Source organism: Staphylococcus arlettae (assembly GCF_025560845.1).
GTDB lineage: Bacteria > Bacillota > Bacilli > Staphylococcales > Staphylococcaceae > Staphylococcus > Staphylococcus arlettae.
This window is the reverse complement of sequence record NZ_CP094803.1, coordinates 2,215,725-2,229,729: the sequence shown is the minus strand read 5'-3', so window position 1 is coordinate 2,229,729 and position 14,005 is coordinate 2,215,725. Positions and strand designations below refer to the sequence as shown.

Annotated in this window: 14 protein-coding genes; 10 read left to right on the top strand and 4 right to left on the bottom strand. The window is 33.0% G+C overall.

From position 1 onward, the window contains the following. Positions 1–4: 4 nt before the first annotated feature. From MUA37_RS10920 to MUA37_RS10885, 8 genes are all read left to right on the top strand, one after another. A complete protein-coding gene (locus MUA37_RS10920) occupies positions 5–2,401 on the top strand; it encodes a DUF4040 family protein (RefSeq protein ID WP_002508986.1) in 2,397 nt (798 codons plus the stop codon). After that, positions 2,388–2,813 carry a Na+/H+ antiporter Mnh2 subunit B gene (gene mnhB2, locus MUA37_RS10915; RefSeq protein ID WP_002508985.1) on the top strand — a complete coding sequence of 142 codons (426 nt, stop codon included), beginning with the start codon at positions 2,388–2,390 and terminating at the stop codon, positions 2,811–2,813. Before MUA37_RS10920 ends, mnhB2 begins: the two co-directional genes overlap by 14 nt. Further along, positions 2,810–3,157, top strand: a complete 348-nt coding sequence (gene mnhC2 / locus MUA37_RS10910) for a Na+/H+ antiporter Mnh2 subunit C (protein ID WP_002508984.1) — start codon at positions 2,810–2,812, stop codon at positions 3,155–3,157. Before mnhB2 ends, mnhC2 begins: the two co-directional genes overlap by 4 nt. Beyond that, positions 3,150–4,649, top strand: a complete 1,500-nt coding sequence (gene mnhD2, locus MUA37_RS10905; RefSeq protein WP_021459185.1) for a Na+/H+ antiporter Mnh2 subunit D — start codon at positions 3,150–3,152, stop codon at positions 4,647–4,649. Before mnhC2 ends, mnhD2 begins: the two co-directional genes overlap by 8 nt. Before the next feature lie 3 nt (positions 4,650–4,652). Beyond that, positions 4,653–5,135, top strand: coding sequence for a Na+/H+ antiporter Mnh2 subunit E (gene mnhE2, locus MUA37_RS10900; RefSeq protein WP_002508982.1), 483 nt, complete (start codon positions 4,653–4,655; stop codon positions 5,133–5,135). After that, positions 5,132–5,434, top strand: coding sequence for a Na+/H+ antiporter Mnh2 subunit F (gene mnhF2, locus MUA37_RS10895; protein ID WP_002508981.1), 303 nt, complete (start codon positions 5,132–5,134; stop codon positions 5,432–5,434). The genes mnhE2 and mnhF2 overlap by 4 nt, the downstream gene beginning before the upstream one ends. Then, complete coding sequence (locus tag MUA37_RS10890) at positions 5,409–5,855, top strand: Na+/H+ antiporter subunit G (protein ID WP_002508980.1); 447 nt, start codon at positions 5,409–5,411, stop codon at positions 5,853–5,855. Before mnhF2 ends, MUA37_RS10890 begins: the two co-directional genes overlap by 26 nt. Before the next feature lie 662 nt (positions 5,856–6,517). After that, positions 6,518–8,566, top strand: a complete 2,049-nt coding sequence (locus MUA37_RS10885; protein ID WP_002508979.1) for a cation:proton antiporter — start codon at positions 6,518–6,520, stop codon at positions 8,564–8,566. A gap of 365 nt (positions 8,567–8,931) precedes the next feature. Here the strand turns inward: MUA37_RS10885 and mntC are convergent, their stop codons facing one another. From mntC to MUA37_RS10870, 3 genes are read right to left on the bottom strand one after another with little or no spacing between them, the layout of a single operon-like run. Next, positions 8,932–9,864 (bottom strand): manganese ABC transporter substrate-binding lipoprotein MntC, encoded by a 933-nt coding sequence (mntC, locus tag MUA37_RS10880; RefSeq protein ID WP_262624588.1) that lies wholly within the window; start codon positions 9,862–9,864, stop codon positions 8,932–8,934. Beyond that, positions 9,861–10,697, bottom strand: a complete 837-nt coding sequence (locus MUA37_RS10875; RefSeq protein WP_002508977.1) for a metal ABC transporter permease — start codon at positions 10,695–10,697, stop codon at positions 9,861–9,863. The genes mntC and MUA37_RS10875 overlap by 4 nt, the downstream gene beginning before the upstream one ends. Positions 10,698–10,700: 3 nt before the next feature. After that, positions 10,701–11,441, bottom strand: a complete 741-nt coding sequence (locus MUA37_RS10870; RefSeq protein WP_002508976.1) for a metal ABC transporter ATP-binding protein — start codon at positions 11,439–11,441, stop codon at positions 10,701–10,703. Positions 11,442–11,561: 120 nt separating this feature from the next. On the opposite strand from MUA37_RS10870, the gene MUA37_RS10865 reads away from it, so the two are divergent. After that, the gene (locus MUA37_RS10865; RefSeq protein WP_002508975.1) at positions 11,562–12,203 is read left to right on the top strand and encodes a metal-dependent transcriptional regulator; all 642 of its coding nucleotides are present in this window, start codon (positions 11,562–11,564) and stop codon (positions 12,201–12,203) included. 47 nt (positions 12,204–12,250) lie between these two features. Here MUA37_RS10865 and MUA37_RS10860 read toward each other — a convergent pair whose 3' ends face one another. Beyond that, positions 12,251–13,000, bottom strand: coding sequence for a M50 family metallopeptidase (locus tag MUA37_RS10860; protein ID WP_262624587.1), 750 nt, complete (start codon positions 12,998–13,000; stop codon positions 12,251–12,253). A 207-nt stretch (positions 13,001–13,207) separates the two neighbouring features. On the opposite strand from MUA37_RS10860, the gene tarA reads away from it, so the two are divergent. Further along, a complete protein-coding gene (tarA, locus tag MUA37_RS10855) occupies positions 13,208–13,957 on the top strand; it encodes an N-acetylglucosaminyldiphosphoundecaprenol N-acetyl-beta-D-mannosaminyltransferase TarA (protein ID WP_002508973.1) in 750 nt (249 codons plus the stop codon). The last annotated feature ends 48 nt before the right edge of the window (positions 13,958–14,005 follow it).

Below are 14,005 nucleotides of genomic sequence, written 5' to 3'. Positions count from 1 at the left end.
GTCGATGAGTCTGATATACCTATTATGTATTATATTAGCTATTACGATACTTGTGTCTTTAACAATGACACATGTCAAATTAAGTAGATTTGCAGGACAAATAGCTTTAATAGCTCCAGTTCTAGCTTTAGTATACTTTTTGTGGCAAATTCCACGAGTAGTGGAAGGACAAATGACGATGGTCAATATACCTTGGTTGCAAGCTATAGATATTGACTTGGCATTTAGACTTGACGGTTTAAGTTTACTTTTTGGCATATTAATTTCAGGCATTGGAGTAGCCGTCTTCTATTATGCGACACAGTATCTGTCTAAAGAACATGATCATTTACCGCGTTTTTATATATACTTATTACTTTTTATGTTCAGTATGATAGGTGTTGTTACTTCTAATAATACAATTTTATTATATGTGTTCTGGGAATTAACAAGTGTGTCATCATTTTTACTTATTTCTTATTGGTACGATAAAGAAGATAGTCAGTATGGTGCTATACAATCATTTGTAATTACAGTCTTAGGTGGTTTGGCATTATTAGTAGGATTCGTTATGATTTACAACATTACTGGCACAAATACGATTACAGATATTCTTGATCAAAGTGATAAAATAGCTAACCATCCATTGTTTATACCAATTATTATCCTAGTGTTAATAGGTGCTTTTACCAAGTCAGCGCAATTTCCATTCCATGTATGGTTACCGAAAGCGATGGCGGCACCTACACCAGTCAGTGCCTACTTGCACTCGGCAACAATGGTGAAAGCAGGTATCTTTTTACTCTTTAGATTTACACCTGTTCTTGGACTTAGTGATTTTTATATTTATAGTGTGACTTTTGTTGGGTTAATTACAATGATTTATGGGGCTATAAATGCACTTAGACAATATGACTTAAAAGCAATATTAGCTTATTCAACCATCAGCCAACTCGGTATGATTATGTCGATGGTAGGTTTAGGTGGTGGTTATGCTCAACATACATCAGATGAATTATCAGCTAAATATGCAATGTTACTTTTTGCTGCATTGTTCCATTTATTAAATCACGCATTGTATAAAGGTGCGTTATTTATGGGTGTGGGCATTATTGACCATGAAACAGGAACACGTGATATTCGACAATTATCAGGAATGCGCAAAGTATTTCCGAAAGTTCATTTTGTCATGTTGCTGTCAGCATTATCTATGGCGGGCATTCCGTTTTTAAATGGTTTCTTAAGTAAAGAGATGTTTTTTGATGGTTTGCTTAGCGCACATGAATTGCCACAGTTTAATATAGTATTAACTTTAATTATTGATCTATTAGGTGGCTTAGCAAGTGTATTTACGATGATTTATGTGGTTTATATGATTAAGGAAGTCTTTTGGGGCAATTATAGTGAGGCGAAACTAGAAGTTGCTAAACCACATGAACCATTGAAATTTACATTACCATCATTACTAATGACGCTCTTATTGCCTGTTATTTTCTTTGTCCCGAATCTTTTCGGTGACCATTTAGTCTTACCGGCTTTAAGAAGTACTACCATTGGTGAAAAAGTTGATCAATTTGCTCCGCATATTGCCCAATGGCACGGCGTGAATTTACCACTTATACTAAGTGTTGTTGTCATATTAGTGGGGATTATCGCAGGATTGAAAATAAATTGGGCTAAATTTGCACGTAATTTCAAAGTGAAATCTATTACAGAGTTTTATGACAATTCTTATAAACAATTTGAACGTTATTCAGGTTATAGTATACGTGTACTAATGAATAACCGTTTAAATCAATACATTATTATGACACTTATTATCTTTGCGGTACTTGTCTTGTATGCCATTATTCGTGTTGGCTTCCCTGAAGTACATCAAGTAAAAGTAGGGGAATTTGGACCGCTAGAAGTTGTTACGTTGATTGTTGTTTATGTGCTGGGAATTGCTTTAGTGTTTATCAGACAACGTCTAACAATGGTTATTCTGAATGGAATTATAGGGTATTGTGTTACAATATTCTTCATTTTAATGAAAGCACCAGATTTAGCATTAACGCAATTAGTGGTAGAAACGATAACAACGATACTCTTTATTGTCAGCTTTTCACGTTTACCAAACGTACCTAGAGCAAAAGTACATAAAAAACGTGAATTAATGAAAATAGTCGTATCACTAATCATGGCCATAACAGTAGTAATATTAGTCTTTATCGCACAACATGGCACATCAATATCAACGATATCAACGTTCTATCACAATGCTTATGAATTATCTGGCGGTAAAAATATAGTTAATTCTATATTGGGAGATTTCAGAGCATTTGATACGTTATTTGAAGGTATGGTATTGATTATTGTCGGCTTAGGTATCTACACATTATTAAACTTTAAAGATCGGAGGGGACAAGATGAAAGAGAATGATGTTGTCTTACGCACAATAACTAAAATTGTGGTCTTTATTCTTTTAACATTTGGATTTTATCTGTTTTTAGCGGGACATAATAATCCAGGTGGTGGCTTTATTGGAGGACTGGTTCTTAGTTCAGCATTTTTACTAATGTTTCTAGCCTTCGATGTGAAACAAGTATTAGTCTCCCTGCCTGTTGATTTTAAAATAATGATTATTGTCGGCTCATTATTATCAATGGTAACAGCAATTGTACCTATGTTTTTTGGTAAACCGTTCCTTTACCAAACAGATGCATACGTCAATGTACCATTAATGGGTGAATTGCATTTAACAACTGTGACATTGTTTGAAGCGGGAATAGTACTCTCAGTTGTGGGAGTCATTGTTACCGTAATGCTGTCAATTAGTGGTGGTCGCTCATGAATTTAATTTTATTATTAGTAATTGGCTTCTTAATATTTATAGGAACGTATATGATTTTATCAGTCAATTTAATACGTATCGTTATTGGTATTTCTATTTATACGCATGCTGGTAATTTAATCATTATGAGTATGGGCAGTTATGGTAAAAACAAGACTGAACCATTAATTGGAACTGCTAACCAAAATTTTGTTGACCCTTTGTTACAAGCGATTGTCTTAACGGCTATTGTCATTGGCTTTGCGATGACAGCATTCTTGCTTGTACTTGTATACAGAACCTTCCGAGTTACTAAAGAAGATGAAATTGATGTGCTGAGAGGAGATGACGAAAATAATGAGTAATTTATTAATACTACCATTACTGCTTCCAGCACTTTGTGGTTTAATCTTGGTCTTCATTCGTAATAATAGTTTGTTATCACGAATTTTTGCGATAGGTACGATGGCGGTCTCTACGCTCGTCTCGTTATTCTTACTAATACATGTAATGCAGGGGAAACCTATCAAATTGGATTTTGGTGGATGGCAAGCACCGTATGGTATTCAGTTTGTCGGAGATTCTTTAAGTTTATTAATGGTTACTACATCAAGTTTCGTAGTCACATTAATAATTGCTTATGGCTTTGGTAGAGCTGAAAAACGTGCGATACGCTTCTATCTTCCCAGTTTTATTTTATTCTTAACTGTAGGAGTTATTGGCTCTTTTTTAACTGCTGATTTATTCAACATCTATGTCATGTTTGAAGTAATGTTATTGTCTTCATTCGTTTTAATTACATTAGGACAGTCGGTAGAACAACTACGAGCAGCAATTATCTATGTCGTGCTGAACATTGTCGGATCGTGGATGTTATTGTTAGGTATAGGGTTATTGTATAAGTTAACTGGAACACTTAACTTTGCACATGTTGCACAACGTATTGGTGAAGTTCAAGATCAACGTGCCGTAGTCATAATTTCGATGGTCTTTTTAGTGGCATTTGGTTCTAAAGCAGCATTAGTCCTCTTTATGTGGTTGCCAAAAGCTTATGCGGTATTAAATACTGAATTAGCAGCATTATTTGCTGCATTAATGACTAAAGTTGGCGCTTATGCATTGATTCGTTTCTTTACTTTAATATTTAATGAACAAGATGATGTAACGCATTCATTAATGGTCTTTTTAGCTTGTGTTACTATGCTTATTGGAGCATTTGGAGTAATGGCTTATAAAGATATTAAAAAAATTGCTGCCTATCAAGTTATTTTATCGATTGGATTTATCATATTAGGTTTGGGTACACATACTTTTGCGGGTGTGAATGGCGCCATATTTTACTTAACAAATGATATTGTTGTGAAAACTTTACTCTTCTTTATTATAGGAAGTTTAGTATATATAACTGGACATAGAAACTACCAATATTTATCTGGTTTAGCTAAACAAGAGCCATTTTTTGGTGTCGCTTTTATTGTATTAATTCTAGCTATCGGAGGCGTGCCACCTTTTAGTGGATTTCCTGGGAAATTATTGATTTTCCAAGGTGCTGTAGAAAATGGTAATTATATCGGTTTAACGTTAATGATTATTACAAGTTTAATAGCGATGTTTAGCTTATTCAGAATATACTTTACAATGTATTTAGGAAGTAGTGAAAAAGGTGAACAAGTATTGTTTAAACGTATTCCATTCTATCGTAAAAGTTTAATAGGGATGCTTGTCGCTGTGGTCATTGCTATTGGTTTAGCAGCACCTATTTTATTTAAAGTGACAGAAAATGCGACACATTTAAATATGGATGACCAAGCATATGAAAAAGCAGTTAATCCACATTTGCTGAAGGAGGAGAAATAATCTATGAGACAAGTAGTGTTAAATGTTGTCATTGCGTTTTTATGGGTTCTATTTCAAGATGAAGACTCTTTTAATATTTCTACCTTCTTCGCAGGTTATTTAATTGGTCTAATTGTTATTTATATATTACATCGCTTTTTTGGCCAACAGTTTTACTTGAAAAAAGTTTGGGTGGCAATTAAATTTTTATTTGTGTATTTATATCAATTGATTACATCAAGTATGACCAACATTAATTATATTTTGTTTAAAACAAAAGATATGAATCCAGGTCTTGTTACGTATGAAACGACTTTAGATAGTGATTGGGAAGTATCATTTTTAACAATACTTATCATTATTACACCTGGCTCTACTGTTATTCGTATTTCAAAAGAAAAACAAAAATTCTTTATTCATGCAATTGATGTGTCAGACAAAGAACGTCAAAAGTTATTAAAAAGTATTAGACAATATGAAGGTCTAATATTGGAGGTGGCAGAATGATTGATTCACTAACCAATTTTTTCATTACAAGTTCCATTATTGTCTTTGGGATCGCGTTACTGCTCACTTTGTTTAGATTAATCAAGGGACCTACCACTGCTGATCGAGTTGTTGCATTTGATGCTGCCAGTGCAATACTCATGTCTATAGTAGGTGGTTTAAGCGTTATTTATGGTACGTTTTCATTCTTAGATTCTATATTATTAATTGCCATTATCTCATTTGTAAGTACAGTCTCTATTTCTAGATTTATTGAAGGGGGGCACGTATTTAATGCAAACAACAAGCGAAATCGTTAATTTATGTGCTGCCATTATCATGTTTTTAGGAAGTGTTATTGCACTTATTAGTGCCATTGGCTTAATCAAATTTCAGGATGTCTTTTTACGTAGTCATGCGGCTACTAAAAGTTCTACTTTGTCAGTGTTATTGACGTTAGTCGGAGTTATTATTTATTTCATCTCTGCGCAAGGATATTTAAGTGTACGTATGATTTTAGCCTTGGTATTTATTAATTTAACTTCTCCTGTTGGAGGACATTTAATTTCACGAGCTGCATATCGTACGGGGGCTTATATGTATCGTAAAAAAGATGGTATGAGACAAACGAACATATTGTTAAGTTCAAATGATGATCAAAATAATTTTGAACAGCTGAAAAAGCGTGCTAAAGAGCGTGAACAATTACGTAAAAAAGCCTATGAAGAAGACGAATATTAATTTTGTTATATGAAGATGTGTATCTTTTCCTCCTGTGCTGACAAGGTAGGCGGAATGAGATGCACTTTTTTTATTAAATATTTAGGTTAAATAATGTGATGGAATATTGAGGGGTCAATGATGGATCATGTTTTCTATATTACTGCCAAAGTCTCAACATTTTATTGGCAGTTTTTTTGTGCACGCTTTCCGCGGGCACTGCCTCAGCCTGTAGTCTTCGGCTCTTGCTATTCCCGCAGGAGTTGGCCCAAATCACTGCCAATAATATATGAAAGTTTTAGATGAACTATCACCTTGGTTTTTGTCTACGTTCTATAACAAGAGGAAAGGGAATAACTAAATCGTCATCTTCATTTTATATTGCCAGTAGCTAACTGAACTGTAATGTACCTTAACTCATGTTTTTTATACCAGTCATCCTTGTCGCTGTGGGGAGAGGAATCTTATTAATAAAATTCGATTTCTGTTCCATTCCCTAAAAAAATGATAAAATAATATATATTTGTAATTGTGTGAATTAATAATCGATGGGCAACGTTTGCTCATTGTAGCATTTAAAATGAGATGATAGCGTAAGCGCTTGTGTGACATGTATATTATGCGTTATTTGTTTCAACCTCAGCAATTATAATAGTAAAGTTCAAACGATGAGAGGTGAAACTATGCAAATATTTGAGACACTGCTTATTTTTATAGTAGTCGTCATTTTAAGTTCATTTGTACATATATTTTTATCAAAAGTTCCTTTAGCCTTCATTCAAATAATTTTAGGTATGTTGTTATATATTACACCTGTACCTGTAGACTTTAATTTTGATTCAGAACTTTTTATGGTTGCATTAATTGCTCCATTATTATTTGTAGAAGGTGTACAAGTATCTCGCGTACATTTAAGAAGGTATATTAAGCCAGTTTTAATGATGGCATTGGGTTTAGTAGTGACAACAGTTATAGTAGTAGGTCTGTTTGTTCATTGGATATGGCCTGAGTTACCAATGGCAGCAGCGTTTGCTTTAGCAGCCATTTTATGTCCTACCGATGCAGTAGCTGTGCAAGCTATAACGAAAGGGAAAGTATTACCTAAAGGTTCTATGACAATTTTAGAAGGTGAATCACTTTTAAATGATGCAGCTGGTATCATATCTTTTAAAATTGCTGTAGCAGCTCTTATTACTGGAACTTTTTCAGTGGCTAACGCGATAGAACAGTTTTTAATATCATCTATCGGAGGATTTATCGTAGGGCTTATTATCGGTGTGGTTTTAGTACGAGCAAGAGTATCTTTAACACGACGAGGCATTGAAAATGTTAACATGTTTACTTTTATTCAATTATTAACACCGTTTGTCACATATCTTATAGCAGAAATGTTCCATGCTTCAGGTATTATTGCCGCGGTTGTAGCTGGTTTGGTTCATGGCTTTGAAAGAGATCGTATCTCACAAGCACGTACACGTTTGCAAATGAGTTATAACCATACGTGGAATATTATCGGCTATGCATTGAATGGCTTTGTGTTTGCTATTTTAGGTTATTTAATTCCTGAAGTGGTAGGTCGTATTATAGAAAATGAACCGCATAATTTATTATTTTTAATTATTGTTACTGTTTTAATAGCACTAGCGATTTATGTCTTTAGATTTTTATGGGTGTTCGTTTTATACCCTTACTTTTATTTACCAGTGAGTCCTTTCCAAAAAATGATGTCGGATAATGAAAATAATCAAACCAACACAGAAACACCACCAAAAAGAGGGGTCTATGCATTTATAATGTCTCTTTGTGGTGTACATGGGACTATCTCATTAGCTATTGCTTTAACTTTGCCATATATGTTGGCAAATCATCATTCTTTTGCTTTTAGGGATGATTTACTATTTGTTGCATCTGGTATGGTCATTATTAGTTTAGTAATAGCACAATTCTTATTACCATTATTTACACCATCTGCACCGAAACCTAAAGATACAGGGATGAACTATAAGCATGCAAGAATCTTTATTTTAGAAAAGGTAATAGAGTCATTAAATAAAAATTCAACTTTAGAATCTAGTTTTCATTATGGAACAGTAATTAAAGAATACCATGAAAAACTTGCATTTTTACGTACTGTGGAAAATGAAGATGAGAATATCAAAGAATTGCAGCGACTGCAAAAAATTGCATTTGAGGTTGAAAACGATACTTTAAATAATTTAGTTGTTAATGGTGATATTACTACTAGTGTGTTGGATAACTATATGCGTTACGCTGAACGAACTCAAATTTATAAACAAGCTTCATTAATGCAACGTTTAATAGTTGAAGTGAAAGTTTATATTTTGAAAATACGTATTAAAAAACGTATGAAAACAAACGCAGCTTCTTCGTTATCTATTGCAGATAACTTGTTAGAAATCTCCAATGTTATGCGTACAGTACATTATCGAGTAGTGAGTCGCTTAAGTAAAGAAACTACTGAAGATAATAAATTAGAAGTTGGGATGATTTGTGATGGTTATTTGGCACGACGTGATAATTTAACACCAAGTAACTTTTTCAATCCTAAGAACGAAAATTCGATAACGAAAATTCGTTTAGATGCATTGAAAGAACAACGTCGTATCTTAAATCAATTGATAGAAGAAGAAGATGTTAGTGACACAACAGCGTTAAAAATACGAGAATCAATCAACTATGATGAAATGGTTATTGTAGATAGTTTAACTTAGTGACACTACTCTATAGATAGAGTTACTTTAGTTTAATGTGCGAACTGAAAAGTAAATAAAAATAAACTGGCAGATCGCTAAAACAATGAATCATAAATGTTTAGCGGTCTGCCAGTTTTGTAAGCGTAGCAATATGAGCTGTCTGGATAGAAATTTCATTATATTGCTACGTTTACTTTTTTTACACAGAGAAAACGCCATCAATGGAGGAGGATTATGTACCATTGATGGCGTAAGAGTATGATTTAAGGCTTGAATACCACCATATCGTACGTGGGTGTGTAGCATGTTTAGGAGAGACACGTACGATATGGGACTATTCACCTAGTTAACAGGTTGAATAGCCTTAGTTATTATCATAATTATTACTTCATACTGCCATGAATTGTGTTGATATTAGCTTCCATCATTTTATAATAGGAATCTCCTTTAGTTCCTTTTTCTCCAATAGAATCGGTAAATACTTCACCATAAATATCTTTTTTAGTTTCTTCACTTAATGTATCCATGCTTTTACGTTCAACACTTGTTTCAACAAGTAAGTGTTTTAGATTGTGTTTTTTAACAAATTCAATGGCTTGTTTCATCTGCTCTGGTGTACCTTGCTTTTCAGTATTTATTTCCCAAATGTATCCTGGTTTTAAATCGTACTGTCTTGCAAAGTATTTAAAGGCACCTTCGCTTGTAATAAATGCACGCGAGTCTTTTGAAATATCATCTAACTTGTTATGACTTTCTTTATTCAATGTTTGTAGCTTGCTAATATAATTTGAACCTTGTTTCTCTACATCTTTATTATCTTTAACATTTTTAGTTAACGTCTCTTTAATAACTTCGGCATATTTAATACCATTTTCTAAACTTAACCACGCATGAGGATCTTGGTTCTCATCTTTTTTACTAGCACCTTCTAAATAAATAGGCTTTACTGTTTTAGAAACAGCTACAACATTTTTATCGTCCATTGATTTATTCGCTTGTTTTAAAGCTTTTTCAAACCACCCGTTACCCGATTCTAAATTTAACCCATTATAAAATACAATATCAGCATCTGTTAATGCTTTAATATCTTTAGGTTTTACTTCGTATTCATGAGGGTCTTGGCCTATAGGAACGATACTATGTAAGTCTATATTCTTACCGCCAACATTTTGAGCTATATCATAAATTATTGAATTAGTAGTTACAACTTTTAATTTATCATTTGACTTGTTTTCTGACTGTGCAGATTTGTTGTTATTACTGCAAGCACCAACGACTAGCATTAATATTAAAAGTATGGGTAATAATTTTTTCATGTTAATTGTCCTTTCTTTATACGTGTGTTAATTTTTAGTGCGCTGAATACAATGATGTAAATAATAAATGCACACAGAACAATGGTTGCGCCACTTGGAATATTATAAATGTAGCTAAAATACATACCAGTGACAGAACAAATAATACTAATAGTACTAGCAATTACCATCATTTGTGGTAAGGTCTTAGCTATTAAAAATGCAGTACTCGCAGGTGTTATCAATAATGCAACGACTAAAATAATACCAACAGTTTGAATACTGGCTATTGTTACCATAGCTAGTAATAACATTACAAAATAATGAATTAATGTAGTGTTCAAGCCACTCATGCGGCTAAATGTTGAATCAAATGTTGAAATCATTAAAGGTCGATAAAATATAACAATAAGTAAAAGTACTATAGCACTGACGATAATAGTAGACCAAAAAATATTAGTTGTAATGGCAAGAATGTTGCCAAATAAAATATGGTGTAAATCTGTTGCACTATTAATCAAACTAATAATGATAATCCCAGTAGATAAAAAGGCCGTAAAACTAATACCTATCGCAGCATCTGGTTTAGTTTTACTGCTTTGCGTAATAAATCCTATAAATAAACTTGCAATCATCCCTGTAACTAAAGCACCGATATACATTGGTATACCGAGTACAAATGATAATGCTACACCAGGTAACACTGCATGACTCATAGCATCCCCCATTAACGAAAGACCGCGTAATACAATAAGACTACCTACCGTGCCACATACAATACCTACTACTATAGAGATAATAAGTGCACGGTTTAAAAATTGATAACTGAATAAATGTTCAATGAAATCTAACATATTTTACTGCACACTCTTTTCATCGGATATTAGTGCAGAAGGTTCTGCATTTAAAAATGTCTGGTTTAATTGTTCAGGTTGCATTGCTATATCGCTATCACCAAAAAAGCGAATAGTGCGATTAAGTAAAATGATACGATCGAAATATTGAGTGGCTTTAGATAAGTCGTGATGAACAATTAAGATTAATTTGTTTTCACTTTTTAGGTGCTGTAATAAATTGAAAATTAACTGTTCACTATGAAAATCTATGCCTACGAAAGGTTCATCTAACATATAGACCTGATTACTGTGCATTAAAGCACGTGCCACAAGTACACGTTGCAATTGACCTCCGCTTAATTCGGAAATTTGACGATGACGCAAATCATTTAATTCTAATGTTGTTAATAAAGACTCGAGTCGTGATTTTACTTTTTTAGTTACGGGTTTAAACCATCCGATATTACCATATGAGCCTGATAATATAACAGCTTCTACACCGATAGGAAAATCTAAATCAATATGAGCTTTTTGAGGAATATAAGTAATTGATTTTAATACTGAAGAGAGTGGTTGTTGATTTAACAATTGTTCTCCAGTTGCTTTGAATTCTCCAATAAGCGATTTAAATAAAGATGACTTTCCTGCACCATTAGGTCCCATAATTCCTATAATTTCACCTTGGATAGGTAATGTTAAATTAATATCTTTGAGCACATGTTTCTTCCCTAAATGCAAATTTAAGTTTTTTATTTCTAACATAATTCACCCTCTAAAAATATTTTTAGGTCGACCTAATTTATTTTATAATATACTACGAACTTTTAGCATGTCAAGAATTTTCGTGATACAATAAAGACAATGATTGTGAGAGGTGAAAGTATGCTGACAGAAGAGAAAGAGGACTACTTGAAGGCCATTTTAACGCATAAAGGCGATACTACTTTTGTATCAAACAAAAAGTTATCGCAGTATTTAAATATAAAGCCACCATCAGTAAGTGAAATGATAAATAGATTAGAACAAACAGAATTGGTAGCAACAAAACCATATAAAGGTGTGATGTTAACGCAGAAAGGTTTGGCACACACTTTAGATATTATTAAACGACATCGTTTACTTGAGTTATTTTTAATTCAAATATTGCATTATGATTGGGAAGAAGTGCATCAGGAAGCTGAAGTGTTAGAACATAGAGTCTCACATCTATTTGTAGAGCGGTTAGATAAGTTATTAGATTATCCAACTACATGTCCTCATGGCGGCGTTATACCACGTAATAATCAATATAAGGAATTATATACAACCGATTTATTACAATTTAGTGCTGGAGATTATGTTAATGTTAAAAGAGTAAGGGACAGAACAGAATTATTGATTTATTTGTCTAGTAAAGCCATCTCAATTGGTGATGAAGTACTTATCGTCGATAAAGATGATACAAATAGAGTAGTAATGATTCAAAAAGGCGAGACGGTTACAATTTTGAGTTATGATAATGCAGCGCATATTTACGTAGAGTAATATAAAAAGCGATGGTTTATATTAACCATCGCTTTTTGCATATATATTTAAAATGAAATAACTACAGTGAAAAGTTTATACACTGTATATAAATTAATCGCAATCCACAGTGTACTAAAAAAGAATGTGGGGCAGCGCGTTAATTCGTTTAATGTTGTACCATCCCATTCAACATCACGGTTGAAAAACGTCAGTTTAAAGATTGTCCAGCTTGATTGGAGCACCTCACCGAGCAACATTCCAAGGATGAAGTGGTAACTTATAGAAACGAAATAAAAGATGAGCTCCTGATCATTGCTTTGATATATACCATAAAGCAATACAATTAACATCAAAAGTATAATAATTGGGAGTAATTTACGAGATGTTAATATGACAAAATAGCAAAATATAAATAAATACGCAGCAATAAAGATGCTGGGATAGTTGGCAGTGACAGCTAAATATCCTAAAAAGAGCATTAAAGGTGGCATGATATAACCACCTAATGTGGTAATGATTTGGCTCAAACGACTACTAGATTGTGTAATAGCATAACCTTGTTGTGATGTTTGGTCACGTTCTGAAGGTTTAGCGACAATAACTAAATCTCTAGCTTTGCCTCCGCTAATTTTATTAAATAAAATATGGCCAAATTCATGTGTTAATACTGGAATATAATTTAAATAAATATCAATTATACGATTAAGTGGCTTGTGCCTATACTGATGAATCACAATGTAAAGCACTGCTAATATTAAAATCCAACTAATATGTAATTGAATGGATGAACTTAAAAATGATTGTATATAGGACATGCAAATACCTCTTTTGTAATGGTGATGAATATGAACTTTAATCTATTATAAACGATATAAACAATTAGCGCATTTGGACTTTTGATGTAGGAAAGAATTAGGGGAATAGCATATTACAGAAAGTATTATCTCATTACTGCGTATTATGATAAAATGACTGTTAATATTGTATGAAATCGACAGTGAGTAGATAGGAGTTAATAGTTAATGGTGAAAAGAGACGAAACAGATAAAGTAGATGTTTTATCTGTACATTTTAATAATGTCACAATGGACGATATGGTAACAAATGTAAAACAATTTTTTGAAGACGGGCAACAAGAGACACTGTTTATTGTGACTGCAAATCCAGAAATCGTAGATTATGCTACAACTAATACATTTTATCGAACATTGATTAACAGCGCTAATTATACCGTTGCAGATGGTACAGGCGTGGTCAAAGCTTCCAAAATTTTAAGAACGCCATTAAAAGCTCGTGTACCAGGTATTGAATTGATGGAATCATGTTTAAAAATAGCGCATTCTAATCATCAACGGGTGTATTTATTAGGAGCCAAAGAAGCAGTAGTAGTAAAAGCACAAGAACAGTTAAAACAGCAATATCCAAATATAATTTTTGATCATCATCACGGATATATCGATCTACAAGATGCGCACATTGCTCAAGAAATAAAAGACTTTAAGCCAGATTATATTTTTGTGGGGATGGGTTATCCCAAACAAGAAATGTGGATTGAGCAGCATCGACATAACTTTGAACATACAGTGATGATGGGCGTAGGTGGCTCATTAGAAGTATTTAGTGGAGTCAAAAAACGAGCACCTAAATTTATTAGAACCATTAATTTAGAGTGGGTCTATCGCTTAATAATTGATTGGAAACGGTTAGGAAGAATGCAAAGTATTCCTAGATTTTTATGGAAAGTTATGAAACAAATGCGACATAAACATTAAAAACGATTACGATGTCTTGAATATTGTGGCATCGTAATCGTTTTTAGT

Bases quoted from the DNA above. Each gene is read 5' to 3' on its own strand.
- mnhE2 (WP_002508982.1), top strand. From the start codon at position 4,653: ATGAGACAAGTAGTGTTAAATGTTGTCATTGCGTTTTTATGGGTTCTA.
- MUA37_RS10920 (WP_002508986.1), top strand. From the start codon at position 5: ATGAGTCTGATATACCTATTATGTATTATATTAGCTATTACGATACTT.
- MUA37_RS10885 (WP_002508979.1), top strand. From the start codon at position 6,518: ATGCAAATATTTGAGACACTGCTTATTTTTATAGTAGTCGTCATTTTA.
- mnhC2 (WP_002508984.1), top strand. From the start codon at position 2,810: ATGAATTTAATTTTATTATTAGTAATTGGCTTCTTAATATTTATAGGA.
- MUA37_RS10875 (WP_002508977.1), bottom strand. From the start codon at position 10,697: ATGTTAGATTTCATTGAACATTTATTCAGTTATCAATTTTTAAACCGT.
- MUA37_RS10860 (WP_262624587.1), bottom strand. From the start codon at position 13,000: ATGTCCTATATACAATCATTTTTAAGTTCATCCATTCAATTACATATT.
- mntC (WP_262624588.1), bottom strand. From the start codon at position 9,864: ATGAAAAAATTATTACCCATACTTTTAATATTAATGCTAGTCGTTGGT.
- mnhD2 (WP_021459185.1), top strand. From the start codon at position 3,150: ATGAGTAATTTATTAATACTACCATTACTGCTTCCAGCACTTTGTGGT.
- MUA37_RS10870 (WP_002508976.1), bottom strand. From the start codon at position 11,441: ATGTTAGAAATAAAAAACTTAAATTTGCATTTAGGGAAGAAACATGTG.
- MUA37_RS10865 (WP_002508975.1), top strand. From the start codon at position 11,562: ATGCTGACAGAAGAGAAAGAGGACTACTTGAAGGCCATTTTAACGCAT.
- mnhF2 (WP_002508981.1), top strand. From the start codon at position 5,132: ATGATTGATTCACTAACCAATTTTTTCATTACAAGTTCCATTATTGTC.
- tarA (WP_002508973.1), top strand. From the start codon at position 13,208: ATGGTGAAAAGAGACGAAACAGATAAAGTAGATGTTTTATCTGTACAT.
- MUA37_RS10890 (WP_002508980.1), top strand. From the start codon at position 5,409: ATGCAAACAACAAGCGAAATCGTTAATTTATGTGCTGCCATTATCATG.
- mnhB2 (WP_002508985.1), top strand. From the start codon at position 2,388: ATGAAAGAGAATGATGTTGTCTTACGCACAATAACTAAAATTGTGGTC.